Raw genomic sequence first — 24,499 nt, forward strand, 5'->3', positions numbered from 1 at the left:
GCGCGCGTGCGGGCCCGGCCTCGGGTCACGCCGCCGGAGCGTCCCGTACGGTGGACGGGTGAGCAGTGCACCAGGCGGAACCGTCGGAGACGTGGGGGAGAGCGTGGTGCTGCAGGCGCTGCTGAAGGTGCTCGCCGGCTCGTCGGGGGCAGTCATCGGCCCCGGCGATGATGCCGCGGTGCTCGCCGTTCCCGGCGGCCGCGCGGTCGTGACCACCGACACGCTCGTGCAGGGGCCGGACTTCCGTCTGGCGTGGTCGGGAGGTGTCGATCTCGGCTTCAAGGCGGCCGCAGTGAACCTCGCCGACGTCGCGGCGATGGGCGCGCGCCCGACCGCGCTGTTCGTCGCCCTGGCGATGCCCGCAGACACCACCGTCGACTTCGTGACCGACCTCGCCGCGGGTCTGCGCGAAGCGTGCGACGCGCTCGCGCCCGGGTGCGCCGTCGAGGGCGGCGACCTCACCATCTCGGACACCCTCACCATCGCCGTCACCGCCGTCGGCGTGCTCGACGGGGTCGAGCCGGTGCGCCGTGGCGGCGCGCGCCCGGGCGATGTCGTCGCCCTCGCCGGCCATGCCGGACACGCCGCGGCGGGTCTGGCACTGCTCTTCTCCCGCTTCCGCGACGACGCGGGCGCTGCGCTGCCGGTGGACAGAAGCGCGCTCACGGCGGGGGAACTCCTCGCCCTCGACGCGCAGCTGCGCCCGCACCCGCCGATCGCGCTCGGCCCGCAGGCCGCCGCCGCGGGTGCGACGGCGATGATGGACGTCTCCGACGGACTGGCTCTGGACGCGCGGCGGCTGGCCGCGGCATCCGGGGTCACCCTGGTGCTGTCATCCGCCGCGCTCGGCCCGGATCCCGTCGCAGCGCTGGAGGGCGGCGAAGACCATGCGCTGTTGGCGACCTTCCCGCCCGGGGCGCCCCTTCCCGGCGGCTTCCGCGTCATCGGCGGTGTCGCGCAGGCGGGCGCGGCGGCGGTGCAGCTCGACGGTGCGCCGTACGACGGGCCCGGCGGGTGGGACCCCTATCGCGACTGGGATCATCAGGCGGGCTGAGTCAGGCGGTGGTCGCCCACCACAGCGTGGTGTCGCCGTAGCGCTTGTCCCGTGTGGCGACGAGCCCGTCGGGGAGCGTGGGCTGCGGTGAGCGGCGCGCCCGCTCCACCACGACGGTCGCGTCGGGGGCCAGCAGCGGAACCAGCAGGGCGAGGGTCTGCGTGAGCTCCGCCTCGCCCACGTCGTACGGCGGGTCGAGGAACACCAGGTCGAAGGGCACGCCGCCGGTGCGCAGGAACGCGTCGGCCGAGGAGCGGTGCACCCGCCAGGCGGCAGACGACGCGCGCACGGCCTTCGCCACCGCGACGGCGTTGCGCTGGGCGGTCGCCGCCGCGCGCGGCGACTTCTCGACGAGGTCCACCGAGCCCGCGCCGCGACTGAGCGCCTCCAGTCCCAGCGCCCCGGAACCGGCGTACAGGTCCAGCACACGGGCATCGCGCACGAGATCGGCGGCTTCGAGCGAGCTGAACAGCGCCTCGCGCACGCGGTCGCTGGTCGGGCGGGTGCCCGCGTCGGGGACCACGAGCGTCAGCGAGCCGGCGGCACCGGCGATGATGCGAGTCACACGCTCACGCTACCGTCGTCGACGACTCATCCCGCAGTCGGGGTTCGGTGCGCAGATGAGGGCGCAGGCCGGACTTGTCGGCGTAGAAGGCGCGAATGCGGTCCATGTCGGCGCGGACGTCGCCGGTGAGCTCCACCGTGATGCCGAGACCCGCGGTCATGGTGGTGCGGTCGACGTAGCCGAGGGTCACCGGCAGGCCGGCTTCGCGGGCGATCCGGTAGAACCCGGACTTCCAGTGGTTTCCTGCCCCGCGCGTGCCCTCCGGAGTGACGACGAGGCCGAAGACCTCGCCCGCCTGCACGCGCGCGACGACGTCCGCGACGAGGCCGGCGGGGTTGTCGCGGTCGACGGGGATGCCGCCGAGCCGGCGCATGATCGGACCGCGCCAGCCGCGGAACAGGCTGTCTTTGCCCAGCCAGCGCACCGGGATGCCCAGGCGCCACGCGATGGCGAGCATGATGACGAAGTCCCAGTTGGAGGTGTGCGGGGCGCCGATGAGCACGCCGGGACGCTCCGGCGCCGGTGCGGTGTCCAGGCGCCAACGGCTGAGGGCCCAGTAGATGCGGGCGAGTGTGCGTCGGGTCACCGTTCCACGATACGGCGGCGCCGCCTCCACGAACGCCGGGCGTGTCCGCCGTGCCGCCTAGAATCTCCCTCATGGTGTCGCTCGAGACGCGTCTGCGCGCCGCGGTCGGCGACAAGACCGCTGGTGCGCTCGAGCGCGCGTTCGGGATGCAGACCGTCGGCGACCTGCTGGTCCACTACCCGCGCCGCTACGCCAAGCGCGGCGAGCTGACCCCGATCGACTCGCTGCCGCTGGGGGAGCAGGTCACGATCGTCGCCGAGGTGCGCTCCGCCACCGAGCGGCGCATGCGCAACCGCCGAGGCTCGATCCTCGAGGTGGTCATCAGCGACGGCCAGGGCGCCCTGACCCTGACGTTCTTCAACCAGGCCTGGCGTCTGAACGAGCTCACCCCGGGGCGCCGGGGGATCTTCTCCGGCAAGGTGGGCATCTACCGGGGTGCGCAGCAGTTCGCCCACCCCGACTACCAGCTGTTCGAGGACGAAGCGGTCGCCCGCGTGACCGCGCAGACCCGCTCGACCGAGCCGGTGCCCATCTACCCCGCGACGGGCACCGTTGCGAGCTGGCAGGTGAAGAAGACCGTCGACACCGTGCTCGACATGCTCGACGAGGTGCCCGACCCGCTTCCGGAGGAGTTCCGGATCGCCCGCGACCTGCTCGACGCCCGCACCGCGCTGGAGCGCATCCACTGCCCGGAGACCTTCGAGCAGATCGGCCAGGCCCAGGAGACGCTGCGCACCCATGAGGCGTTCGTGCTGCAGGCGGCCCTCCTGCAGCAGCGCGCAGAGGTGCGGGCGCTGGCGGCGACATCGCGCCCCGCCGCCGCCGACGGCCTGCTGGCGCAGTTCGACGCCGCGCTCCCGTTCGCGCTGACGGACGACCAGGTGACGGTGGGGGAGCGCGTCGCCGCCGACCTCGAAGGCGCGTGGCCGATGAACCGGCTGGTGCAGGGCGAAGTGGGCTCGGGCAAGACCCTGGTGGCGCTGCGGGCCATGCTGCAGGTCGCCGAGACCGGCGGTCAGGCCGCCCTCATCGCACCCACCGAGGTGCTCGCGGCGCAGCACCTGCGTTCCATCGCACGCATGCTCGGACCCCGCCTGGCGCCGGAGCTGATGCCCACGCTCCTCACCGGCCAGATGCCCGCCGCCGAGCGCCGCAAGGCCGCGCTGCGCGCCGCGTCCGGTCAGGCGCGCATCATCGTGGGCACGCACGCGCTGCTGAGCGCATCGACCACCTTCGCCGACCTCGGACTCGTCGTCGTCGATGAGCAGCACCGCTTCGGCGTGGAGCAGCGCGAGACGCTGCGGGCCAAGGGCACGGCGCCGCACGTGCTCGTGCTCACCGCAACCCCGATCCCGCGCACGGTGGCCATGACCGTCTTCGGCGACCTCGACGTCTCCACGATCCGCACCATGCCGGCCGGTCGCGCCGGCGTCTCCACTTTCGTCGCACCGCTGGCGGAGAAGCCCGGCTGGTTCGCCAGGGTCTGGGAGCGCATCGCCGAGGAAGTCGCGCTCGGGCGTCAGGCGTTCGTCGTGTGCGCCGCCATCGACGCGGAGGCCGCCGTCAAGGACGACACCGCCGACGAGCCCGTGGCGGAGGCCGACGGCGCACCCGAGCGCACCCGGTGGGGAGTCGTGCAGGTGCAGGAGCTGCTGGCCGGGCATCCCGCTTTCGCGGACCTGCGGGTGTCGATCCTGCACGGGCGCATGCCGGGAGACGAGAAGGACGCCGTCATGCAGGCCTTCGCGCGCGGCGAGATCGACGTGCTGGTGGCCACGACGGTCATCGAGGTGGGGGTGGACGTGCCCAACGCCTCGACGATGGTGATCCTCGAAGCCGATCGGTTCGGCGTCTCGCAGCTGCATCAGCTGCGCGGGCGCGTCGGCCGAGGCGGGGTGCCGGGCCTGTGCCTGCTCGTGACCGAGGCGCCTGCCGGCACTCCGGCGCGTGAGCGTGTGGAGGCCGTGGCCGCGACGACCGACGGATTCGAACTCGCCGAGGTCGACCTCGAGCTGCGCGGCGAGGGCGATGTGCTGGGCGACCTGCAGTCGGGGGCGCGCTCGTCGCTGCGCCTGCTGCGCGTGGTGACCGACGCCGACCTCATCGCGGTCGCCCGCCAGGAGGCCGAGAAGGTGCTGTCGGCGGATCCCCAGCTCCAGGCGCACCCCGGCCTGGCCGCCGCGATCGAGCGCCGTCTGGGGCAGCAGGAGCGCGCGGCCCTCGCCAAGAGCTGACCGGCGTACGGAGCGGCTTCCGAGCGGCGATACGCTGGATCCATGAACCCTCGGATCGCCGTTGTTCCCGGTTCCTTCGACCCTCCCACCCTCGGTCACCTCGACGTGATCCGGCGAGCCGCCGCGCTGTACGACCAACTGCACGTGCTCGTGGTGCACAACCCGGGCAAAGAAGCCATGCTCCCCATCGCGCAGCGCCTCAGCCTGCTTGAGCAGTCCATCGCCGAGGCCGAGATTCCCGGCGACGTCGTGGTGGCCAGCTGGAGCATGGGACTGCTCGTGGACTATGCGACCGATGTGGGCGCCGGAGTGCTGGTGAAGGGCATCCGCTCGCAGGTCGACGTCGCCTACGAGACGCCGATGGCCATCGTGAACCGCCACCTGGCGCGGATCGAGACCGTCTTCCTCCTGCCCGACCCGGCGCACGCCCTCGTCTCCAGCTCGCTGGTGCGCCAGGTGGCCGCGCTCGGCGGAGACGTGGCCCCCTTCGTCCCCGGACCGGTCGCGCGGTTCCTCGACACGGGGGCCCGCGACATCTGACCGGTCGCGCCTGCCGCCCGTCACGCGGGTACGATTGACGACCGTGGTGAAAAAGCATGTGAGCGGCCCCTTCGTGTTCCCCGCGCGCGACATCGTGCGCCGACCGGGGGAGATGCGCGAGTTCGTCGTCGATGCACCCGCACCGCAGCGATGGGGCGAGTCCCTCGTCGCCGTCGAGAAGGGCGAGAACGTCCACCTGGACGTGCGCCTGGAGTCCGTCCACGAGGGCATCCTCGTCACCGGCACAGCCGACACCACCTATCGCGGCGTGTGCGGCCGGTGCCTCCGAGACATCGCTCAGCCGGTCGAAGTCGAGTTTCAGGAGCTCTTCGGTTATCCTGGGGAGGAAGCGATTGATTTCGAGCTCCAGGGCGACGATGTCGACACGGAGGATCTGATCAGGGACGCAATCGTCCTGTCGCTTCCGTTCCAGCCGGTGTGTCAGCCGGACTGCCCCGGGCTCGACCCGATCACGGGTGAGAGGCTGACTGCGGAAGCGTCGCATGAGCCTCGCGAACCCGTCGATCCGCGCTGGGCCGCCCTGAGGACCTTTACCCACGACGACGCGGCGGATGACCGCGGCGCCGAGAACACAGAAGAGAGCTAGCCATGGCAGGCAACCCCCCGAAGCGCAAGGTTTCGCGTTCCAACACCCGCTCGCGCCGTGCGCAGTGGAAGGCCGAGGCCCCCGCGCTGGTCAAGACCATCGAGAACGGCAAGGTCGTCTACAGCCGTCCCCACCAGGCCAAGGTCGTCACCGACTCGCAGGGCACCGAGCTGTTCCTGGAGTACAAGGGCCGCAAGGTCGCCGACGTCTGATCCGCGATCGGCGGATGACGTGACGGACGTCACCAGCGAGCGGGCAACGCTCGTCGACAAGCTCGGGGTCGAGATCGACCCCGAGCTTCTGTCGCTTGCACTGACCCACCGCTCGTACGCGTACGAGGCCGGCGGCATCCCGCACAACGAGCGCCTCGAGTTCCTGGGCGACTCCGTGCTGGGACAGGCCGTCACCGTGCGGCTGTTCACCGCGCACCCCGAGCTCGACGAGGGATCCCTCGCCAAGCGGCGGGCGAGCGTGGTGTCGACGGTGGCTCTGGCGGAAGTCGCCCGCGGCATCGGCCTCGGCGATCATCTCCTGCTGGGCCGGGGCGAGCAGCAGACCGGCGGTCGCGACAAGGACTCGATCCTCGCCGACACCATGGAAGCCGTGATCGGCGCCACCTACATCTCCGCCGGACCCGAAGCGGCGACGGACCTCGTGCTGCGCCTGGTCGAGCCGCTGCTGCAGGACCCCGATCGCTACGGCGCCGCGATGGATCCGAAGACCAGTCTTCAGGAGCTCGCCGCGCGCAACTCCTTCGATCCGCCGGTGTACGCCATCGAGGCGTCCGGTCCCGATCACGACCGCGTCTTCACGGCGACCGTCACCGTGGGAGACCTCAGCGCGACCGGGTCCGGCACCAGCAAGAAGCAGGCGGAGATGGCGGCCGCGCTCACGGCGTGGCGCGAGCTCAGCGCCCGTGCCTGAGCTTCCAGAAGTCGAGGTGGTCCGCGCGGGCCTGGCTCCCGCGGTGACCGGTGCACGGATCACCGGGGTCACCGTCGCCGACGACCGTGCACTCACCCGCCACCGCGGCGATGCCGCCTCGTTCGAAGCCGCCCTGCTCGGACGCCGCATCGTCACGGCGGCCCGTCGGGGCAAGTTCCTCTGGCTTCCGCTAGAGGGTGATGCCGATGCGATGATCGCCCATCTCGGCATGAGCGGGCAGCTGCTGCTGCGCGAACCCGGCGCGCCCCACGAACGGCACGAGCGCATCCGTCTCGATATCGCCCACCCCACGCACGGCGACCTGGCCGTGGTCTTCGCCGACCAGCGCACGTTCGGATCCCTCGCCGTCGACCCGCTGATCCCCACCCCGGACGGCGCGCCCGGCGGGTGGGGGACGGATGCCGCCAAGGTGCCGACCCAGGTGGCGCACATCGCGCGCGATCCACTGGACCCGGCTTTCGACGACGCGGCGCTGCGACGCACGCTCGCCCGCAAGGCGTCTGCGGTCAAACGGGTGCTGCTGGACCAGACCGTGCTCAGCGGCGTCGGCAACATCTACGCCGACGAGGCACTGTGGGCGGCGCGGGTGCACCCCGAGACGCCCGCGACGGCGCTGTCATCGCGCACGGCGAACCGCCTGCTGCACGAGATCCGTTTCGTGCTCGAGAAGGCGCTGGCCGAGGGGGGCACGAGCTTCGACGCCCAGTACGTCAACGTCAACGGCCAGGCGGGGTACTTCGCGCACTCGCTCAACGCCTACGGTCGCACGGGGCAGCCGTGCCCGCGGTGCGGTGCGGCGATCGTGCGGGTGTCGTTCACCAACCGCTCGAGCCACTTCTGCCCGCGCTGCCAGAAGCCGCCGCGGCCGCGGAGCTGAGTCCGCGGCCGCGGGGCGGCATCACTCCTGCAGCGTCTTCTTCCAGGCGCCTTCGTAGGAGATCGGCACGAAGCCGATCGCCTCGTTGATGTCGAGCATCGGACGGTTCTCCTCGGCGTTGTAGGTCATCACCCGCGGGGACCGCGGGTGGAGACCCCGCCACGACAGCAGCCCTGCGCACTTCACGAGCATGCCGAGCCGGTGCCCCCGGTGCTCCTTCAGCACGAGGGTGTCCTCCTGATGCGACGCGGCGGTGGGGTCCTGACCGATGACCAGTTCGTTGAACGCGCACAGCTCGCCGGTCGCGATGTGCTGCGCGGCGGTCACCTGCAGGGCGCGGCCGCCGTCGAGGTAGCGACGGTCGTGGCGCTCCACGCGCGCGGCATCCCACGTCTCCTCATCGAACTCCAACGCGCCCGCGGGGACATCCGTGGACATCCGCGACTTCATCCAGGCGTAGCCCTCGACGAACTCCGGCGGTGTCGGAGCGTGCCACTGCACCACGCGGTAGTCCTTCGCCGCGGCCTGCGCCTCGGCGTGGAGCTGCTCGACGCGGTCCAGTGGCCTCGTCAGATCCAGGGCGCTCGCGCGCTCGACCTGCTCGAGGGTGTAGCCGTGGCGCAGGAAGAACCGTGCGATGTGATCGAGCGGCACCTCTCCGAACCCGGTGGGCGGTGCGAGCACCTCGCCCTCCCCGGTCGCAGGCTGCTCGGCCCATGCCTGCAGCACGGTGCGCCCGTGCTCGCGGGCGGTGCGCTCGACAAGCTCATAGGCGTGCGATCCGATGCCGCGCCCCCACGCCTCGCGCAGCAGCTCGATCAGCCAGTACGCGGTGCGTGAGCCCCGTTCGCGGGGCAGGTCGACGCCGACGCGGCCAACCAGAGCACCGTCGGCCTCGACGAGCCACATGAAGCGCTCCTCGTCCTCGGTGTCCTGGAAGTTGGGCAGCAGCTCCGGCGCGGTGATCGAGTGATCCGCGTGTCCGGAGATCTGCTCGTACACGCGGTTGCGCACGTCGACCATGGCGGCGAAGTCTGCGGCATCCGCGGCGTGCATCGACGCCGGCACGGTGAGGGGCCGCAGCCGCACATCGGCGAGAAGGGTGCTCATGGGGTGATCCGATCCGGTCCGTCGTGACGGGCCTGAGAAGAGAGGTTCAACGGGAGGAGGTGACGTGGCTCAGCAGCAGCCACGCGCGTTCGCGCTCAGCGGCGGCGAGCAGACGCTCGCGTCGGACGAGGTCGTGGAAGGTGGGCTTCGACCGTCGGGGCCGGGTGCTCCACAGCAGCAGCGCCAGCGCCACGCGCATGGCGACGCGGTCCGGCAGCGAGGGTTGCGACTGGCGATCTGTCGTTCGTACGGTGTCCAGCGCGCGGGCGGCACGCGAGACGGTGAGGGTGTTCATGGTTTCTCCGAGAGAGGTGGCCGCGGCAGCGGCGGAATCGTGCCGGGCACGAGGGATGGGAGTGGCGGCCCTGCAGATGGGGCGGCCGAGGAGTGCACAAAGATCTGCCGAAGGGCAGAGTCGTCGCAGGCTCAGGTCAGGCGGCGGCCGGCGTGCTGCCGGCGGAGCCGGCTCCGAAGGAGACGGCGGTTCCCATGGGGCAGCGCAGCGACGCGGGCGCGGTGAACGCGGGGGTCAAAGCTGGGTTGCTGATGTAAAACACGTGGGAACCTCCTCTCAACTTCTGACGCGATCAAGGAACTTAGCGCGTGCCGGTGCGCACGTCAAGACCGGGTCACGGTAGCGTGGGCGGGGTAACCCGTGACGGAGGGCGTGCCCATGCACCTGAAGAGCCTGACGCTCAAAGGGTTCAAGTCGTTCGCCCAGCCGACGACGTTCGCCCTCGAACCCGGGGTCACCTGCATCGTCGGCCCCAACGGGTCGGGGAAGTCCAACGTCGTCGACGCCCTCGCGTGGGTGATGGGGGAGCAGGGCGCGAAGACCCTGCGCGGCGGCAAGATGGAAGACGTCATCTTCGCCGGCACCGCCACGCGTGGTCCGCTCGGCCGCGCCGAGGTGCAGCTGACCATCGACAACTCCGACGGGGCCCTGCCGATCGAGTACAGCGAAGTGACGATCAGCCGCACCCTCTTCCGCAACGGCACGAGCGAGTACGCCATCAACGGCCAGAGCTGCCGCCTGCTGGACGTGCAGGAGCTGCTCAGCGATTCCGGCCTGGGGCGGGAGATGCACGTCATCGTCGGGCAGGGCCGTCTCGACACCGTGCTGCAGGCCTCGCCCGAGGAACGGCGCGGCTTCATCGAGGAGGCCGCCGGCATCCTCAAGCACCGCCGGCGCAAAGAGAAGACCCTGCGCAAGCTCGCCGCGATGGAGGCGAACCTCACCCGGCTGTCGGATCTCGCCGGTGAACTGCGCCGCCAGCTGAAGCCGCTCGGCAAGCAGGCCGAGATCGCCCGCGAAGCCGCGACCATCGCCGCGGTCGTGCGCGACGCGAAGGCGCGCCTGTTCGCGGACGACCTGGTCACCCTGCGCACGCAGCTGGCCGACCACGCCCGCAGCGAGCAGGAGCGCCACTCCGAGCGTCTCGTGCTGCAGGACCAGGCCGAGCAGGTGCGTGCCCGCATCGAGAAGCTGGAGGCCGAGCAGCGCTCCGAGTCCGTCGACCGCGCGCGCCGCACCGCCTTCGCGCTCGAGCAGGTGCAGGAGCGCCTGCGCGGACTGTATTCGCTGACCGGTCAACGACTGGCGCTCCTCTCGAGCGACGAGGAGCCGCTGTTCGACCGCACAACGGTCTCGCAGACGACCATCGACGATGCCCGTGCCGAGATCGACGAGGTCGCCGCAGGGCTGGGCGCGGCGCAGGATGCCGCAGCGGCCGCGGGGCGCGACGTGATCCGCGCCCGCGCCGAACTCGACGCCCTCGACGCCGACATCTCCGCGCAGAGCGCGCTGGTATCCGAGCACGACATGCGGTTGACCAAGCTGCGGGGAGCCGCCGATGCCGCGCGTTCCGGTCTGGCAGCCGGCCGCGCCGCCGTGGAGCGCCAGCAGAAAGCCCTCGACGCAGCGCTGGCCCGCCGCGCGGAGGCGGCGCAGGCCCTCGAGGGCGTGAACCCCCATCTGGTTCCCGAGGGTTCGTCGGCGGAGTACGCCGGCCTGTATGAACGCGCCCAGCGCGACGCGCACGATGCGGAGACCGCTGTCGCCGGCATCCGCGAACGTCTCCACGCCGCCGAGCGGGAAGTGGAGGCGCTGACCGCGCAGACGGCTGCCCTCGGTCGTGCCCTGGATGTGCGCAACGCCGCGGCGGAGCTGATCATGCGCGGGGGAGAGGGCATCGTCGGCCTCGTCGGCGACGCGGTCAAGGTGACCGCGGGGTACGAGGCGGCCATCGCCGCTGCGCTGGGGGCGCTGGCCGAAGGCGTACTGACGACCAGCGCCGGTGACGCGTACGCCGTCGCGCGCGTCGCGCGGGAATCCGACCTCGGCACGGTCGACATCGCGATCGCCGAGGTGGATGCCGAGACCACCCCCGTCTCCCTGCCCGGCACGGTCGCCGCCGCCGAGGTGGTCACCGCACCCGCGGGGGTGCTCGGCCTCCTCGCCTCCGCGGTCATCGTCGACGATCTCGACGCCGCCGCGGCTCTGCCGTCGATCCCCGCCGGGGTCACCGTCGTGACGCGGTCCGGTGAAGTCGTCACCGCCCACACAGTGCGCGCCGGCAGCGGCGGCGGTCGCTCGCGACTGGAACTCGCGGCCGAGCGAGACGCCGCCGTCGACCGGCTCAGCGAAATCGTGGTGGTCGCCGATTCGCTGCGCGACGCCCTGCACGATGCGAAGAGCGAACTGGAGGCGGCGCGTCATCGCACCAAGACCGCGCTCGAGACGCTGCGCGCTCACGACGCGGCCCTGGCCGCCCATTCCGAGCAGGTGAACCGTGCCACGGTGCGGCTCGAGGCCGCCGTGGCCGAGTGCGAGCGGCTCGAGGCGGGTCTGCGCCCGGCGCAGTCGGCCGTGGCCGAAGCCGAGGTGCGGGTGCGCACGGCCGAGGAAGCGCTGCAGCAGGCGCTCGAGACGCCGCGGCCGATCCTCGACGCCTCGGCGCGCGAGGAGATGCTCGCCGCACTGGAGCACGCGCGGGAGGCGGAGATGCGCGCGCGCCTGGACGTGGAGACGCTCCGCGAGCGCATCCGGGCGGGGGAGCAGCAGGTGGTCCAGCTGGAGCGCCAGCGCGAGCGCGAGCGGGCGGCGGCGGAAGAGACCGCGCGGCGCACCGTGATCCGCCGGGCGCAGCGTGCCGTCGCCGCCGAGGTCGCCGCTCAGCTGCCGCCGCTGCTGGACTCCGTCGACCGCTCGGTGTCGCAGGCCCGCGTGGAGCTGGCCGCCGCCGAGTCGGCGCGCACGGCCGTCACCGCCGAACTCGCTGACCTGCGCGCGCAGGAGGCCACCGTGCGCGAACGGCTCGCGGGGCTGACCGAGAGCGTGCACGGTCTCGAACTGCAGATCCACGAGAAGCGCCTGCACGTCACGAGCCTGCTTGAGCGGGTGTCATCAGAACTCGGACTCGACGAGAACATTCTCATTTCGGAATACGGTCCCGATCAGCCCGTTCCGGCGCCGACGGCCGACGATGACGCGCGCGTCGAGGCGTACGACCGCGCCGCGCAGCGCCGCCGTCTGCAGGACGCCGAGCGCAAGCTCGGACAGCTGGGGCGCGTGAACCCGCTGGCGCTGGAGGAGTACGCCGCGCTCGAGCAGCGCCACCGGTTCCTCACCGAGCAGCTCGCCGACCTCTCCCAGACCCGGGCCGATCTGATGACCATCATCGATGAGCTCGACGAGCGGATGCAGACGATCTTCCTCGCCGCGTTCGAGGACACCCGCACCGCGTTCGGCGAGGTGTTCCCCATCCTCTTCCCCGGCGGGACGGGCAACATCGCCCTCACCGATCCGGAGCACCCGCTCACCACCGGGATCGAGGTGACCGTTCGGCCGGTGGGCAAGAAGATCGAACGGCTGTCGCTGCTGTCCGGCGGGGAGCGCTCGCTCGCAGCCGTGGCGCTGCTGACCGCAATCTTCAAGGCCCGTCCCAGCCCGTTCTACATCCTCGACGAAGTGGAGGCGGCGCTGGACGACGCCAACCTCGGCCGCCTGCTGGGCGTGTTCGAGCAGCTGCGCGAATCCAGCCAGCTCATCGTCATCACCCACCAGAAGCGCACGATGGAGATCGCCGACGCGCTCTACGGCGTGTCGATGCGCCAGGACGGCGTCTCCGCGGTGGTCGGGCAGCGCGTGCGGGACAGGGAGAGCGCGCAGTCGGCCTAGGCTGGAGCCATGGCGGAGAACTCCTGGTCGCTCGGCCGCGCCCTGCGCGGCATGTTCGTCAAGCCCACGATCGATGAGAACACGTGGGAGGACCTCGAGACCGCGCTGCTGACCGCCGACTTCGGTCCCGACATCACCGAGCGCATCGTCGAGGAGCTGCAGGAGAAGGTCGAGCGCTACCGCACGACGGATCCGCGCGACCTGCAGCGCATGCTGAAGGAGACGCTCGAGGAGCACTTCGCGAAGTTCGACACGACGCTGCGGCTGACCGAGCGTCCCGCCGTGGTTCTGGTCGTCGGCGTGAACGGCGTGGGAAAGACCACCACGATCGGCAAGTTCGCCAAGTTCCTGCAGCGCTACGGTCGCAGCGTCGTCGTCGGAGCAGCCGACACCTTCCGCGCCGCCGCCGTCGACCAGCTGGCCACGTGGGCCGAGCGCGGGGGAGCGGCGATCGTGCGCCCGCAGCAGGAGGGTCAGGACCCGGCCTCCGTCGCGTTCCAGACCATCGAGTACGCCAAGCGCACCGGCACCGAGATCGTGCTGGTGGACACCGCCGGACGCCTGCACACCAAGGGCGGACTGATGGATGAGCTCACCAAGATCCGCCGCGTCATCGAGAAGCAGGCGCCGATCAGCGAGGTGCTGCTGGTGCTGGATGCCACCACCGGCCAGAACGGTGTCATGCAGGCGGAGGCCTTCCTGCAGCATGCCGGGGTCACCGGCCTCGTGCTGACCAAGCTCGACGGGTCCGCCAAGGGCGGATTCGTCCTCGCGGTGCAGGAGCGCACCGGCATCCCCGTCAAGCTCCTCGGGCAGGGCGAGGGCATCAACGACCTCACCGGTTTCACCCCGCACGTCTTCGCCGCTTCGCTGGTCGACTGACGGGCATGGGTTGCCGCACTATCGCCACACCGGCGGGACTGGTTTCATAGACACATGGCCATCGAGCACGACTACTTCGGACTCCTGGAGACCGGCCCCGACGGGTCGATCTTCTGGTCCGAGAACGTGGAGTTCGCCGACCAGGTCGTGACGGTGGACCTCACCGCGCCCGATCAGGACGACGTGTCGACGGCTGCCCTCGACATCGCCGCGGCCATGATCACGGCGCTCGAGAGCATCGACCTCACTTCCCGCAACGCGATGGTCACCGAGCTCGACGATCGCACCAGCGAGGTGACGGAGTACATCCTGCAGCAGCAGGACCGTCTGGGCGAGGACATCGAGGAGTACCTCGTCGACATCTCCGGCGACGTCCACGTCGACGTCATCCGGTCGCTGCAGCTGATGAGCATGACGATCCTGGCCGACGAGCACGGCGGCAGCGATCCGTTCGCCGTGCTGGAGTACGCGCTCGATCCGGATGCCACCGACGACGTGCTGCTGGTGAACCTCGCATCCGACGGTCACGTGCAGTCGGTCACCAGCGCCGAATAGCCCAGGCGGCACCGCGTGCGCGACGGCGCGGAGAGATCCGTACGCTGAGCATATGAACCGGGTGGGTAGACCCAGAGCCTCCTCGCGCCACACTCTCGCCGAGGCGGCATGCGAGCTGTTCCTGGAGCAGGGTTACGACGCCACGTCGGTCGCCGACATCACCAGGCGCGCCGGCGTGAGCAGGTCGAGCTTCTTCAACTACTTCGCCTCGAAGGCGGACGTGCTCTGGTCGGGGCTGGACGAACGACTGGATGCCGCGACGGCAGCGCTCGGCGCGGGTGCGGCGGTGCGCGAGACGCTGGCCGCGATCGGCGACGACTTCGCTCCCGATCACCTCGCGCTGGCGATCATCCACGAAGCCGCGATGGGGCTGGCTGCCGATCTGCACCGTGAGCGCGCCGTGCGTCAGCTGCGCCTGGGAACGGCCGTGACGGACAGGCTGGTCGGCGACGGCCGGGCGCCCCTGCAGGCCGAGGTGACCGGCAGCGCCTACGCGGGCGCGGTCTTCGCGGCTGTCTGGGCGTGGGCGGGCGACGGGCCGGGGGGAGCGGCGCTCGCGCCGCTGCTGGAATCAGCGCTGTCGGCGGTGCCCGACACGGCGGGCCCGGTGCGGCAGCTGCGACTCGTGGTGCGGGCCGAACGGTTCGACGAGGCGCTGGAGTTCTACCGGGATGCCCTCGGAATGCCGCAGGCGGCGGCCTACGACGCGGAGGGCGGTGCGCGCGTGGCGATCCTCGACGCCGGCCGCGCCACGCTGGAGCTGGCCAACCCGGCGCAGGTGGGGTACATCGACGCCGTCGAGACCGACGGCGATGCCCCCAGTGACCCGCTGCGGATCGGACTCGAAGTCGGCGACGCCGACGCCGCGGCATCCGCGCTCGTCCGTGCCGGGGCGCAGCTGCAGGCATCCGCCCGCGTGACGCCGTGGCGCTCGGTCAACGCGCGGCTGCGCGCACCCGCCGGACTGCAGCTGACCCTCTTCCAGGAGCCGACCGCCTAGCAGGGTCGGCGGGTGGGTCGCGCGTCCGCGTAGAATCGGGGAATCATGGCTACCTTCGGCACGCTCTCAGATCGTCTCACAGAGACCTTCCGCAACCTCCGCACCAAAGGCAAGCTCACCGCCGCCGATGTCGACGGGACCGTCCGCGAGATCCGCCGGGCGCTGCTGGATGCCGACGTCGCGCTGCCCGTGGTCAAGGAGTTCACCGCCAAGGTGCGTGAGCGGGCGCTCGGCGACGAGGTCAATCGCGCGCTGAATCCGGCGCAGCAGGTCGTGCAGATCGTCAACGAGGAGCTCGTCGCGATCCTCGGCGGGCAGCAGCGTCGCCTGCAGTTCGCGAAGAACCCGCCGACGGTCATCATGCTCGCGGGGCTCCAGGGCTCCGGTAAGACGACGTTCGCCGGCAAGCTGGCGAAGCAGCTCGAGAAGGACGGCCACACGCCGCTGCTGGTGGCCGCCGATCTCCAGCGCCCCAACGCCGTGAACCAGCTGCAGGTCGTGGCGAAGCAGGCCGGTGCCGCCATCTACGCGCCCGAACCGGGCAACGGCGTCGGCAACCCCGTGCAGGTCGCCCGGGACGGCGTGGAGACCGCCCGCCGCCAGCAGCACGACGTGGTCATCATCGACACCGCCGGACGGCTGGGCGTCGATGCCGAGCTGATGAAGCAGGCCTCCGACATCCGCAAGGCGACCGACCCCGACGAGGTGCTGTTCGTCATCGACGCGATGATCGGTCAGGACGCCGTCAACACGGCCAAGGCCTTCCAGGAGGGTGTCGACTTCACGGGTGTCGTGCTGTCGAAGCTCGACGGCGACGCGCGTGGTGGTGCCGCGCTGTCGGTCGCATCGGTCACCGGCCGCCCGATCATCTACGCGTCGACCGGTGAGGGTCTGGACGACCTCGAGGCCTTCCACCCCGACCGCATGGCCAGCCGCATCCTCGACCTCGGTGACATCCTCACCCTGATCGAGCAGGCGCAGCAGGCGTTCGACGAGGAAGAGGCCCAGAAGGTCGCGCAGAAGCTCGCGACCGAGACCTTCACCCTCGAAGACTTCCTCGAGCAGATGCAGCAGCTCAAGAAGATGGGCTCGATGAAGAAGATGCTCGGGATGCTCCCGGGCATGGGGCAGATGAAGCAACAGCTCGACGACTTCGACGAGCGCGAGATCGACCGCACCGAGGCCATCATCCGCTCGATGACCCCCGCTGAGCGACGCAACCCCAAGCTGCTCAACGGCTCCCGCCGCCTGCGCATCGCGCGGGGTTCGGGCATGACGGTCACCGACGTCAACCAGCTCGTGCAGCGCTTCGAGCAGGCCGCGAAGATGATGAAGACCGTCGCGCGCGGCGGTGTCCCCAACATCCCCGGCATGGGCGCGGTCGGCGGCAAGCCCGGCGCATCGAGCAAGCGCGGGAACAAGGCCGCGAAGAAGCGCAACGTCCCTCGCTCGGGCAACCCCGCCAAGCGTGCCGCCGAGGCCGCGGGCCTGGCGGCGGCCGCCCCGGCCGCGTCGGGATCGGGCTTCGGCCTGGGCGCGCCGCAGACCCCGCCCACCGAGGCGGAGCTCGCCGAGATCCAGAAGCTGTTCGGCAAGGCCTGATCGCTCGAACGCGACCGGCGGCATCCGCTCGGCTCGGCGCGCCGGCGTACCCCCGCCCCGCCGTCGGCGGCGGTGTCCGGGGGAGGTCGCGTCAGGTGCGCAGCTGGCGCAGGTGCTCGCGCAGGGTCGGACCGTTGCGGAACTCCCGGATGAGGTGCTGCACGACCTCGCGCAGGTCGCCATCGGCCGCCTCGGCCACCGTCAGCTGCCGGGCATAGCTCGCTCCGCCGGCGAGGATCGTGTCGACTTCGGCGAACTCCCGCGCGCATTTCAGCTCGACGGCGATGTCGGCGAGGCGGTCCAGCGTCTCGCGCAGGTGCTCGGCGACGGGCGCCTGGGTGCCCTCGCGGTCGACGATCAGACGAGCGTCCAAGCCGTACCGGGCCGCGCGCCACTTGTTCTCGCGCACGAACCACGGCTGCAGGATGGGCAGCTCGCGCCCGGCATCCAGCTCCCGGGAGAAGTGCTCCACCAGCACCTGCACCAGCGCGGCGACGGCGGCGAGCTCCGGCAGGGTCGACATGCCGTCGCAGGCGCGCACCTCTACGGTTCCCCAGCGCGGCGCCGGGCGCACGTCCCAGCGCACCTCGGTGGCATCCGCCATGACGCCCGTGGCGACCATGTCGTCGAGGTAGGCCTCGTACTCCGCCCAGTTCTGCAGGGGCCAGGGGAGGCCCGCGGTCGGCAGCTGCTGGAAGACCAGCGCGCGGTTGGAGGCGTAGCCGGTGGATTCGCCTGCCCAGAAGGGGCTCGACGCCGACAGCGCCTGCAGGTGCGGCAGGTAGGTCGCGAGGGCGTTGACGATCGGCAGCACCTTGTCGACGTGGTCGACGCCGACGTGCACGTGGATGCCCCAGATCATCATGTTGCGCCCCCACCACTGCGTGCGCTCGATGAGCGTGTTGTAGCGGGTCTTGTCCGTCACGCCCTGGTCGTACCACTGCGCGAAGGGGTGGCTGCCCGCGCACAGCAGCTCCAGTCCGAGGGGGTCGGTGACGCTGCGCACCGCCGCGATGGCGTCGGCGATGTCGTCGACGGCGGCGGCGACCGTGCTGCCGATGCCGCTGGTCACTTCGAGGGTGTTGGTCAGCAGCTCGCCCGTCACCGTGAAGCGCTCATGGGCTGTCGACTCCTCGAGGGCGGCGATCACCTCCGGGGCGCGGGGGACGAGGTCGCCGGTCTCGCCGTCGGCGAGCATCAGCTCCCATTCCAGTCCCACGGACGAGCGGGCGGATGTCGCGAAGGGCACCGTCATGCGCACAGTCTGGCACGCACAGGAGGGTGGTTCGCGGCATGGCCCGGCATCTGGCAAAATAGAAGGTCGGACCGTGTGCTCGACCCTCTATCCAGCCCACGATCCACCCTCAGAGCTTTTGCCGGGTGTGCACCCCACGCTCCAGGCGACGTTCATCCTTCCGACACATTCAGGAGAATTGTGGCTGTCAAGATCCGTCTCAAGCGGCTCGGCAAGATCCGTGCCCCGTACTACCGCATCGTCGTCGCCGACTCGCGCACCAAGCGTGACGGTCGCGTCATCGAGGAGATCGGCAAGTACCACCCGACCGAGGAGCCCTCGTTCATCGAGGTCGACTCCGAGCGCGCGCAGTACTGGCTCTCCGTGGGCGCCCAGCCCACCGAGCAGGTCGCCGCGATCCTCAAGCTGACCGGCGACTGGGGCACCTTCAAGGGCGACAAGAACGCCGTTTCGACCGTGAAGACGGCCGAGCCGAAGGCGCCGTTCGAGATCGACGCCGCGAAGAAGTCCGTCGTCAAGCCGAAGGCGGAGAAGAAGGCCGACGCGCCTGCCGCCGACGCCGCGTCCGACGAGTCGGCTGAGGCCGCCTCGACCGACGCAGAGTAATCCGTTGCTGGCCGCCGCGCTCGAGCACGTCGTCAAGGGGATCGTCGATCACCCGGACGACGTGAAGATCCATTCCTCCACCTCGCCCCGTGGTGATGTGCTGGAGGTGCGCGTGCACCCGGATGACCGGGGGCGCGTCATCGGGCGCGGCGGACGCACGGCCAAAGCGCTGCGCACCGTCGTGTCGGCACTGGCCGACGGGCGCCGCGTGCGGGTAGACGTCGCGGATGACTGACGTGTCCGCTGCGAAGACCCCGCGTGCCCAGCTGCGGGTCGGGCGCCTGGTCAAGGCGCACGGCCTCAAGGGTGCGCTGAAGCTGGAGCTGTACACCGACGACCCGGACCGGCGCTTCGTCCCCGGCGCGCAGTTCACGCTGCAGGTGCCCGAGACGTCGCCCTGGCATGGCAAGACCGTCACCGTGCGTGAGTTCCGGTGGATGAACTCCCACCCCGTGGTGTTCTTCGACGATGTCGAGGACCGCGAGGGTGCGGAGACCCTCGTGCGGGCCATCCTCTGGATCGACCAGGACGACACCGACGAGGCTCCCGAGCCCGACGCCTGGTACGACCATCAGCTCGTCGGCCTCGACGTCGTCCGCGACGGCCAGGTCTTCGGTCGCGTGGTCCGCGTGGACCACCTCCCCGCGCAGGACCTGCTGATCGTGCGTCCCACGGGCTCCGACGACGCCGAGATCCTCGTCCCCTTCGTCAAGGCGATCGTCCCCGAGGTCGACCTCGCTGCCGGCCGCGTCATCGTCACGCCGCCGGCCGGACTGCTCGAGGACCTGCCCGCCGAACCCGAGGCGCAGCCCGAGCCCGCCGACGCGGATACCGTCGCTGAGGCGGATGCCGCCGATGTCGACGCCGCCGCAGATGCCGCCGGCGCTGCGCCGGTCGCCGACATCGCCGCGCCCGAGGCGGACGCTCCTGAGGCGCCGCGCTCCGAGGGCTGACGTGCGCATCGACGTCGTCACGATCTTCCCGGCGTTCTTCGACGTGCTCGAGGTCTCCCTTCTGGGGAAGGCCCGCGGCGCGGGACTGCTCGACGTGCGCGTGCACGACCTGCGCGAGCACACGCACGACCGTCACCGCACCGTCGACGACACGCCCTACGGGGGCGGCGCCGGCATGGTCATGAAGCCCGAGCCGTGGGGCGAGGCGCTGGATGCCATCGCCGCCGAGGCCGCCGAAGCCGGCATCCGTCCCGTCTTCGTCTTCCCCTCGCCCGCCGGCGAGCGGTTCACGCAGGCCACCGCCCGCGAATTCGCGCAGCAGCCGCAGCTGGTGTTCGGGTGCGGACGCTACGAGGGCATCGACGAGCGGGTGTTCGACTACGCGGCGACCCTCGGCGAGGTGCGGCTGGTGAGCCTGGGCGACTACGTGCTCAACGGCGGCGAGGTCGCCGCGATGGCCATGATCGAGGCCATCGGCCGGCTCATCCCCGGCGTCGTGGGCAACCCCGAGAGCCTCGTGGAGGAATCCCACGAGGACGGGCTGCTGGAGTACCCGTCGTACACCAAGCCCTCTGAATGGCGCGGGCGCACCGTCCCGCCGATCCTGCTCAGCGGCAACCACGGCGCCATCGCCGCCTGGCGGCACGAGCAGCAGGTTGAGCGCACGCGCGAACGGCGCCCGGACCTGCTCGCCTGACGGGGTCCGACCCGCCGCCCCGCTAGGGTGGCGAAATGCCCTTCGCCCTTGCGCTGACGATCGTGCTGGCCGCGCTGGCCCTGTTCCAGCTCGCACTCGCGCTCGGCGCGCCGATCGGGCGCTTCGCCTGGGGCGGGCAGCACCGGGTCCTGCCGGCGCGGCTGCGCATGGGAAGCATCGTGGCGATCGTGATCTACGCCGTCATCGTCGTGATCGCCTTCGACCGCGTCGACATGATCGACGTGGTGCCCTCGACGTTCTCGACCATCGCGATGTGGGTCATCACGGCGTACTTCGCGGTCGGGATCGTGATGAACGGCGTCTCACGCAGCCGGCCGGAGCGCTACACGATGGTGCCCGTCGCGGCCGTGCTCGCCGCGCTCAGCCTGCTGATCGCACTCGGCTACGGACGGATGGCGGTCGCCGCCTGAGGCGCGGCGCGTCCGCTCTCAGTCGACGCCGAGGAAGGAGCGGTCAGTCAGCACGATCGGACCCTCCGCGGTGACCGCGATGGTGTGCTCGGAGTGCGCGCCTCGGGAACCGTCGACGCTGCGCAGCGTCCAGCCGTCCGGGTCGGTGATGAGCTCGTCGGTGGTCTGCAGGAACCAGGGCTCCAGCGCGAGCACGAGCCCGGGGCGCAGCGGATAGCCGCGACCGGGCTTGCCGTCATTGGGCACGTGGGGGTCGCCGTGCATGGTGCGCCCGACGCCGTGCCCGCCGAAGTCGGTGTTGATGGAATATCCGTCGCCGTGAGCGACCTGGGCCACGGCGTGGGAGATGTCGCCCACCCGGTTGCCGACGGTGGCGGCGGCGATCGCCGCATCCAGCGCCCGCTCGGTGGTGTCGATGAGGGCGAGGTCCTCGTCGCGCGGCGTGCCCACCACGAACGACACGGCCGAATCGGCGACCCAGCCGTCGACGGCGACGGCGAAGTCCAGCGTCACGAGATCGCCGTCGCGCAGCGCGTAGTCGTGGGGGAGACCGTGCAGCACCGCGTCGTTGACCGAGGTGCAGATGACCTTGCCGAATGGACTGGCGCCGAACGAGGGGTGGTAGTCGATGTAGCAGGACTCCGCGCCGGCGCGGCGGATCATGTCGTGGGCGCGGCGGTCGATCGCGAGCAGGTTCGTGCCCACCTTCGTCTCGTCGCGCAGGGTCGTGAGCACCTCCGCCACGAATCGGCCGGCGGGGCGCATCGCGTCGATCTCGGCGGGTGTGCGCAGCTCGATCATCGGTTTCCTTCCGTCGTCTTCCATTCTCGCCGATGATGCGCACGCCGCGGGCGCATACGGTGCCCGGCATGCGGGGCAGGCGTAGCATCGGAGACATGTGGCTGCGACGGGCGTTCTTTCTCTGGCTGCTGCCTGCGGCCTTCGTGCTGCCGCTGTGGCTGCTGGTCGGCTGGGGCGTCTTCGATGCCGGCGGCTTCGCCTTCGTGTGGGCCCTGTTCATCGCCGTACCCGCGGTCTTCCTCGTCGAACTGGCCCTGATGCTGCTGGTGCGGGCGCGGGGGACGGTGCGCGCGGAGCGGGCGGTGTCGTGGTGGGACGTGCTCGGCTTCGGCCTCTGGCACCTGTCGGTGATCTCACTCGGCTGGTACGGCCCGGCGTGGATCGCCCAGGCGTTCGGCTCCGCCGCCCTCGCGGTCGGTCTGTTCTGGCTGCTGCTGTGGCAGCTGTGGTCCGAGAGCGGCCCCCGCATCACGCTGATGCGCACCCAGGGCGGCGCCGCGTTCATCCCTGCTCCGGAGGAGCGCGTGGAGCCCGAGGCCCCCGAGGTGGTCGTCATCGAGGAGAAGCGCACGCCCCCGAGCGTCTGATGGTTTGGCCGGGGGGTCGCGGCATGGCAGAATGGATCTTCGTGCCCTGAAGGTCTCTGCCTCAGGGGAGCGGACCGCGCAGTCGGTCCCGGGGCACCGACTTTCTTTTACTCCTCTATCTCGCGGTCGACCTGTGGCGGCTGCAGGAAGTGACGATCATGCAGATCCTCGACTCTGTCGACGCAGCATCCCTGCGCTCGGACATCCCCCAGTTCGGCCCCGGTGACACCGTCAAGGTGCACGTCAACATCACCGAGGGAAACCGCTCGCGTATCCAGATCTTCCAGGGCGTCGTGCTCGGTCGCTCGGGAGATGGTGTGCGCGAGACCTTCACCGTCCGCAAGATCAGCTTCCAGGTCGGCGTGGAGCGCACCTTCCCGGTGCACAGCCCGGTGATCGACCACATCGAGGTCGTCACCCGTGGTGACGTGCGTCGCGCGAAGCTGTACTACCTGCGCAACCTCCGCGGCAAGAAGGCCAAGATCAAGGAGAAGCGCGACCGCTGATCGTGCTCTCACGACGGATGCCCTGGGTCTCGTGCCCGGGGCATCCGTCGTCTCCGCCCGCGTCGTACACCGCGGGTCCAGGTGGAATGTGCGACGCTTGAGCGCGCGAACGCCCGTGGTCGGCGGGCGGCGGAAGAGGAATGTCGATGACGGCTGAGCAGATGGTGCCGCCACAGGAACCTGCGGCGCATCGCCGCCGAGGATGGTGGCCGTTCCTGCGCGATGTGCTCGTCATCGTGCTGATCGCGGTCGTCGTGTCGTTCCTGGTGAAGACCTTCGTCGTCCGCTCGTTCTACATCCCGTCGGGGTCGATGCAGCAGACGCTGCAGATCGAGGACCGCATCCTGGTCGATGAGCTGTCGCCACGGTTCGGCGGCTACGACCGCGGCGACGTCGTGGTCTTCCGCGACCCGGGCGGCTGGCTCCCCGTCACGCCGGAACCGGAGCGCGCTCCGCTGGCGGCTGCGGTGGACGCTGCCATGGGCTTCATCGGCCTCTCTGCGCCCGATAGCAAGGATCACCTGATCAAGCGCATCGTCGGGCTTCCCGGAGACAGGGTGGTGTGCTGCAACGTGCTCGGGCAGCTGACCGTCAACGGCGTGCCGATCGACGAGAAGCCCTACCTGAATCTGCTCGCCGGCGAGAACGCCCCGAAGGTGGTGGAGTTCGACGTCGTCGTGCCCGAAGGATCTCTCTGGGTGCTGGGCGACAACCGCGACCACTCCCGCGACTCGCGGTACAACGTGGACCAGCCCGGCAAGGGTTTCGTTCCGATCGAGAACGTCGTCGGCCGGGCGTTCCTCATCACGTGGCCGCTGGACCGGCTCGGGCTGATCGACGGCCAGCACGACGTGTTCGCCGGCATCCCGAGCTCTGATCCGGAGTCGACCGAGCCGTGACCGTCGTCGAGCCCCGACTGACCCTCGAGCGACGTCTGCTGCGCGAGCACCCGCTGGTGATCGCGTGCGACGAGGTCGGCCGAGGTGCCCTCGCCGGTCCTGTGGCCGTCGGTGCCGTGGCGATGGATGCGGCGCGCGCCCGCCGTCGCATCCCCGAGGGGCTGCGCGATTCCAAGCTCGTGCCCGCCGCGCGCCGTGCCGACGTCGCCGCGCGCGCCGCCGGCTGGGTGCAGGCCTCGGCCGTGGGCTGGGCCAGTCCCGCCGAGGTCGACCAGGTCGGCATCATCCGCGCCCTGGGCCTGGCGGCACTGCGCGCCATCACGCAGCTGACCGCGCACGGCGTCGTCGCAGAGGAGGCGCTGGTGCTGCTCGACGGCAACCACGACTACATCACCCCCGCCGGGGGAACCGGACTGAACGTGCGACCGGTGGTGAAGGCCGACCGCGACTGTGCGAGCGCCGCCGCGGCATCCGTCATCGCCAAGGTGGCCCGCGACGCGCACATGACGACCCTCCACGACGAGTGGCCGGACTATCAGTGGGCGCGCAACAAGGGCTACGCGAGCCTGGAACACCGGGAGGCGATCCGTGCCATCGGCCTGAGCTCCCATCACCGAGCGTCGTGGGCGATCGCGGAAGCGCCGACGCTGTTCTGACCCGGGCCTAGGATGGAGTCACCATGGATGACGAGGGCTTCGAGGACTACGACCGCGAACTTGAGCTGGCGCTGTATCGCGAGTACCGCGATGTCGTGTCGCAGTTCGCGTACGTCATCGAGACCGAGCGCCGGTTCTACCTCGCCAACGAGGTGAACGTGGTGCGTCGTGACACCGAGCACGACTTCTACTTCGAGATCTCGATGACCGACGTGTGGGTGTGGGACATCTACCGCGCCGACCGGTTCGTGAAGTCGGTGCGTGTGCTGACATTCAAGGACGTCAACGTCGAGGAGCTGACGCGGCGGGACTTCCACCTGCCCGAGGAGCTCTCGCTCGATTCCTGAGGCCGGCGCCTTCTCCTCAGGCGC

28 protein-coding genes are annotated in these 24,499 nt (G+C 70.8%); 22 read left to right on the plus strand and 6 right to left on the minus strand.

The window, feature by feature from the left end; all coding sequences use genetic code 11:
• Positions 1 to 58 precede the first annotated feature (58 nt).
• Positions 59 to 1,054, plus strand: a complete 996-nt coding sequence (thiL, locus tag NQ165_RS01065) for a thiamine-phosphate kinase (protein ID WP_257530439.1) — start codon at positions 59 to 61, stop codon at positions 1,052 to 1,054.
• A gap of 1 nt (position 1,055) precedes the next feature.
• Here thiL and rsmD read toward each other — a convergent pair whose 3' ends face one another.
• Positions 1,056 to 1,619 carry a 16S rRNA (guanine(966)-N(2))-methyltransferase RsmD gene (rsmD, locus tag NQ165_RS01070; RefSeq protein WP_257530441.1) on the minus strand — a complete coding sequence of 188 codons (564 nt, stop codon included), beginning with the start codon at positions 1,617 to 1,619 and terminating at the stop codon, positions 1,056 to 1,058.
• 4 nt (positions 1,620 to 1,623) lie between these two features.
• A complete protein-coding gene (locus NQ165_RS01075; protein WP_257530443.1) occupies positions 1,624 to 2,205 on the minus strand; it encodes a 1-acyl-sn-glycerol-3-phosphate acyltransferase in 582 nt (193 codons plus the stop codon).
• A 71-nt stretch (positions 2,206 to 2,276) separates the two neighbouring features.
• On the opposite strand from NQ165_RS01075, the gene NQ165_RS01080 reads away from it, so the two are divergent.
• Genes NQ165_RS01080 through mutM form a run of 6 tightly spaced genes read left to right on the plus strand, consistent with a single transcriptional unit; the run spans position 2,277 to position 7,408 of the window.
• On the plus strand, positions 2,277 to 4,439 hold the full coding sequence (locus NQ165_RS01080; RefSeq protein WP_257530445.1) for an ATP-dependent DNA helicase RecG: 2,163 nt from the start codon (positions 2,277 to 2,279) through the stop codon (positions 4,437 to 4,439).
• Positions 4,440 to 4,481: 42 nt separating this feature from the next.
• Positions 4,482 to 4,979, plus strand: coding sequence for a pantetheine-phosphate adenylyltransferase (gene coaD / locus NQ165_RS01085; RefSeq protein ID WP_257530447.1), 498 nt, complete (start codon positions 4,482 to 4,484; stop codon positions 4,977 to 4,979).
• Between the two features lie 58 nt (positions 4,980 to 5,037).
• Positions 5,038 to 5,586: a DUF177 domain-containing protein gene (locus NQ165_RS01090; RefSeq protein WP_257530517.1), complete on the plus strand. Its 549-nt coding sequence runs from the start codon at positions 5,038 to 5,040 to the stop codon at positions 5,584 to 5,586.
• 2 nt (positions 5,587 to 5,588) lie between these two features.
• Positions 5,589 to 5,798: a 50S ribosomal protein L32 gene (rpmF, locus tag NQ165_RS01095; RefSeq protein ID WP_013586329.1), complete on the plus strand. Its 210-nt coding sequence runs from the start codon at positions 5,589 to 5,591 to the stop codon at positions 5,796 to 5,798.
• Between the two features lie 19 nt (positions 5,799 to 5,817).
• The gene (gene rnc, locus NQ165_RS01100) at positions 5,818 to 6,510 is read left to right on the plus strand and encodes a ribonuclease III (protein ID WP_257530449.1); all 693 of its coding nucleotides are present in this window, start codon (positions 5,818 to 5,820) and stop codon (positions 6,508 to 6,510) included.
• A complete protein-coding gene (mutM, locus tag NQ165_RS01105) occupies positions 6,503 to 7,408 on the plus strand; it encodes a bifunctional DNA-formamidopyrimidine glycosylase/DNA-(apurinic or apyrimidinic site) lyase (protein WP_257530451.1) in 906 nt (301 codons plus the stop codon). The genes rnc and mutM overlap by 8 nt, the downstream gene beginning before the upstream one ends.
• A gap of 21 nt (positions 7,409 to 7,429) precedes the next feature.
• Here mutM and NQ165_RS01110 read toward each other — a convergent pair whose 3' ends face one another.
• Complete coding sequence (locus NQ165_RS01110) at positions 7,430 to 8,518, minus strand: GNAT family N-acetyltransferase (protein ID WP_257530453.1); 1,089 nt, start codon at positions 8,516 to 8,518, stop codon at positions 7,430 to 7,432.
• A 46-nt stretch (positions 8,519 to 8,564) separates the two neighbouring features.
• The gene (locus tag NQ165_RS01115; RefSeq protein ID WP_257530455.1) at positions 8,565 to 8,813 is read right to left on the minus strand and encodes a hypothetical protein; all 249 of its coding nucleotides are present in this window, start codon (positions 8,811 to 8,813) and stop codon (positions 8,565 to 8,567) included.
• 378 nt (positions 8,814 to 9,191) lie between these two features.
• On the opposite strand from NQ165_RS01115, the gene smc reads away from it, so the two are divergent.
• The 5 genes from smc to ffh are packed head-to-tail and all read left to right on the plus strand — an operon-like array spanning position 9,192 to position 16,737.
• Entirely contained in the window at positions 9,192 to 12,698 is a 3,507-nt protein-coding gene (smc, locus tag NQ165_RS01120; RefSeq protein ID WP_257530457.1) for a chromosome segregation protein SMC, read from the plus strand.
• 9 nt (positions 12,699 to 12,707) lie between these two features.
• A complete protein-coding gene (gene ftsY, locus NQ165_RS01125; RefSeq protein WP_257530459.1) occupies positions 12,708 to 13,580 on the plus strand; it encodes a signal recognition particle-docking protein FtsY in 873 nt (290 codons plus the stop codon).
• Positions 13,581 to 13,634: 54 nt separating this feature from the next.
• Positions 13,635 to 14,135, plus strand: coding sequence for a DUF2004 domain-containing protein (locus NQ165_RS01130; protein WP_257530462.1), 501 nt, complete (start codon positions 13,635 to 13,637; stop codon positions 14,133 to 14,135).
• Positions 14,136 to 14,187: 52 nt separating this feature from the next.
• Positions 14,188 to 15,135, plus strand: a complete 948-nt coding sequence (locus NQ165_RS01135) for a TetR family transcriptional regulator (protein WP_257530464.1) — start codon at positions 14,188 to 14,190, stop codon at positions 15,133 to 15,135.
• Positions 15,136 to 15,180: 45 nt separating this feature from the next.
• Complete coding sequence (gene ffh / locus NQ165_RS01140; RefSeq protein ID WP_257530467.1) at positions 15,181 to 16,737, plus strand: signal recognition particle protein; 1,557 nt, start codon at positions 15,181 to 15,183, stop codon at positions 16,735 to 16,737.
• 91 nt (positions 16,738 to 16,828) lie between these two features.
• Here the strand turns inward: ffh and NQ165_RS01145 are convergent, their stop codons facing one another.
• Positions 16,829 to 17,992, minus strand: coding sequence for a glutamate--cysteine ligase (locus NQ165_RS01145; protein WP_257530468.1), 1,164 nt, complete (start codon positions 17,990 to 17,992; stop codon positions 16,829 to 16,831).
• 180 nt (positions 17,993 to 18,172) lie between these two features.
• On the opposite strand from NQ165_RS01145, the gene rpsP reads away from it, so the two are divergent.
• From rpsP to NQ165_RS01170, 5 genes are read left to right on the plus strand one after another with little or no spacing between them, the layout of a single operon-like run.
• The gene (gene rpsP, locus NQ165_RS01150; RefSeq protein WP_257530470.1) at positions 18,173 to 18,598 is read left to right on the plus strand and encodes a 30S ribosomal protein S16; all 426 of its coding nucleotides are present in this window, start codon (positions 18,173 to 18,175) and stop codon (positions 18,596 to 18,598) included.
• Between the two features lie 4 nt (positions 18,599 to 18,602).
• Entirely contained in the window at positions 18,603 to 18,833 is a 231-nt protein-coding gene (locus NQ165_RS01155; protein WP_257530472.1) for an RNA-binding protein, read from the plus strand.
• A complete protein-coding gene (rimM, locus tag NQ165_RS01160; protein ID WP_257530474.1) occupies positions 18,826 to 19,551 on the plus strand; it encodes a ribosome maturation factor RimM in 726 nt (241 codons plus the stop codon). Before NQ165_RS01155 ends, rimM begins: the two co-directional genes overlap by 8 nt.
• 1 nt (position 19,552) lies before the next feature.
• The gene (gene trmD, locus NQ165_RS01165; protein ID WP_257530476.1) at positions 19,553 to 20,248 is read left to right on the plus strand and encodes a tRNA (guanosine(37)-N1)-methyltransferase TrmD; all 696 of its coding nucleotides are present in this window, start codon (positions 19,553 to 19,555) and stop codon (positions 20,246 to 20,248) included.
• A gap of 35 nt (positions 20,249 to 20,283) precedes the next feature.
• On the plus strand, positions 20,284 to 20,679 hold the full coding sequence (locus NQ165_RS01170) for a hypothetical protein (protein WP_257530478.1): 396 nt from the start codon (positions 20,284 to 20,286) through the stop codon (positions 20,677 to 20,679).
• An 18-nt stretch (positions 20,680 to 20,697) separates the two neighbouring features.
• Here the strand turns inward: NQ165_RS01170 and map are convergent, their stop codons facing one another.
• Positions 20,698 to 21,480 (minus strand): type I methionyl aminopeptidase, encoded by a 783-nt coding sequence (map, locus tag NQ165_RS01175; protein ID WP_257530480.1) that lies wholly within the window; start codon positions 21,478 to 21,480, stop codon positions 20,698 to 20,700.
• A gap of 95 nt (positions 21,481 to 21,575) precedes the next feature.
• Here map and NQ165_RS01180 point away from each other — a divergent pair, with 95 nt between their 5' ends.
• From NQ165_RS01180 to NQ165_RS01200, 5 genes are all read left to right on the plus strand, one after another.
• A complete protein-coding gene (locus NQ165_RS01180; protein ID WP_257530482.1) occupies positions 21,576 to 22,067 on the plus strand; it encodes an MFS transporter permease in 492 nt (163 codons plus the stop codon).
• A 158-nt stretch (positions 22,068 to 22,225) separates the two neighbouring features.
• On the plus strand, positions 22,226 to 22,573 hold the full coding sequence (gene rplS, locus NQ165_RS01185; RefSeq protein WP_257530519.1) for a 50S ribosomal protein L19: 348 nt from the start codon (positions 22,226 to 22,228) through the stop codon (positions 22,571 to 22,573).
• Between the two features lie 140 nt (positions 22,574 to 22,713).
• On the plus strand, positions 22,714 to 23,472 hold the full coding sequence (gene lepB / locus NQ165_RS01190; protein WP_374679374.1) for a signal peptidase I: 759 nt from the start codon (positions 22,714 to 22,716) through the stop codon (positions 23,470 to 23,472).
• Complete coding sequence (locus NQ165_RS01195) at positions 23,469 to 24,128, plus strand: ribonuclease HII (protein WP_257530486.1); 660 nt, start codon at positions 23,469 to 23,471, stop codon at positions 24,126 to 24,128. Before lepB ends, NQ165_RS01195 begins: the two co-directional genes overlap by 4 nt.
• 23 nt (positions 24,129 to 24,151) lie before the next feature.
• Entirely contained in the window at positions 24,152 to 24,475 is a 324-nt protein-coding gene (locus tag NQ165_RS01200; RefSeq protein WP_257493299.1) for a DUF2469 domain-containing protein, read from the plus strand.
• The last annotated feature ends 24 nt before the right edge of the window (positions 24,476 to 24,499 follow it).

It is taken from the genome of Microbacterium sp. zg.Y1084 (genome assembly GCF_024623595.1).
Taxonomy (GTDB): Bacteria; Actinomycetota; Actinomycetes; order Actinomycetales; family Microbacteriaceae; genus Microbacterium; species Microbacterium wangruii.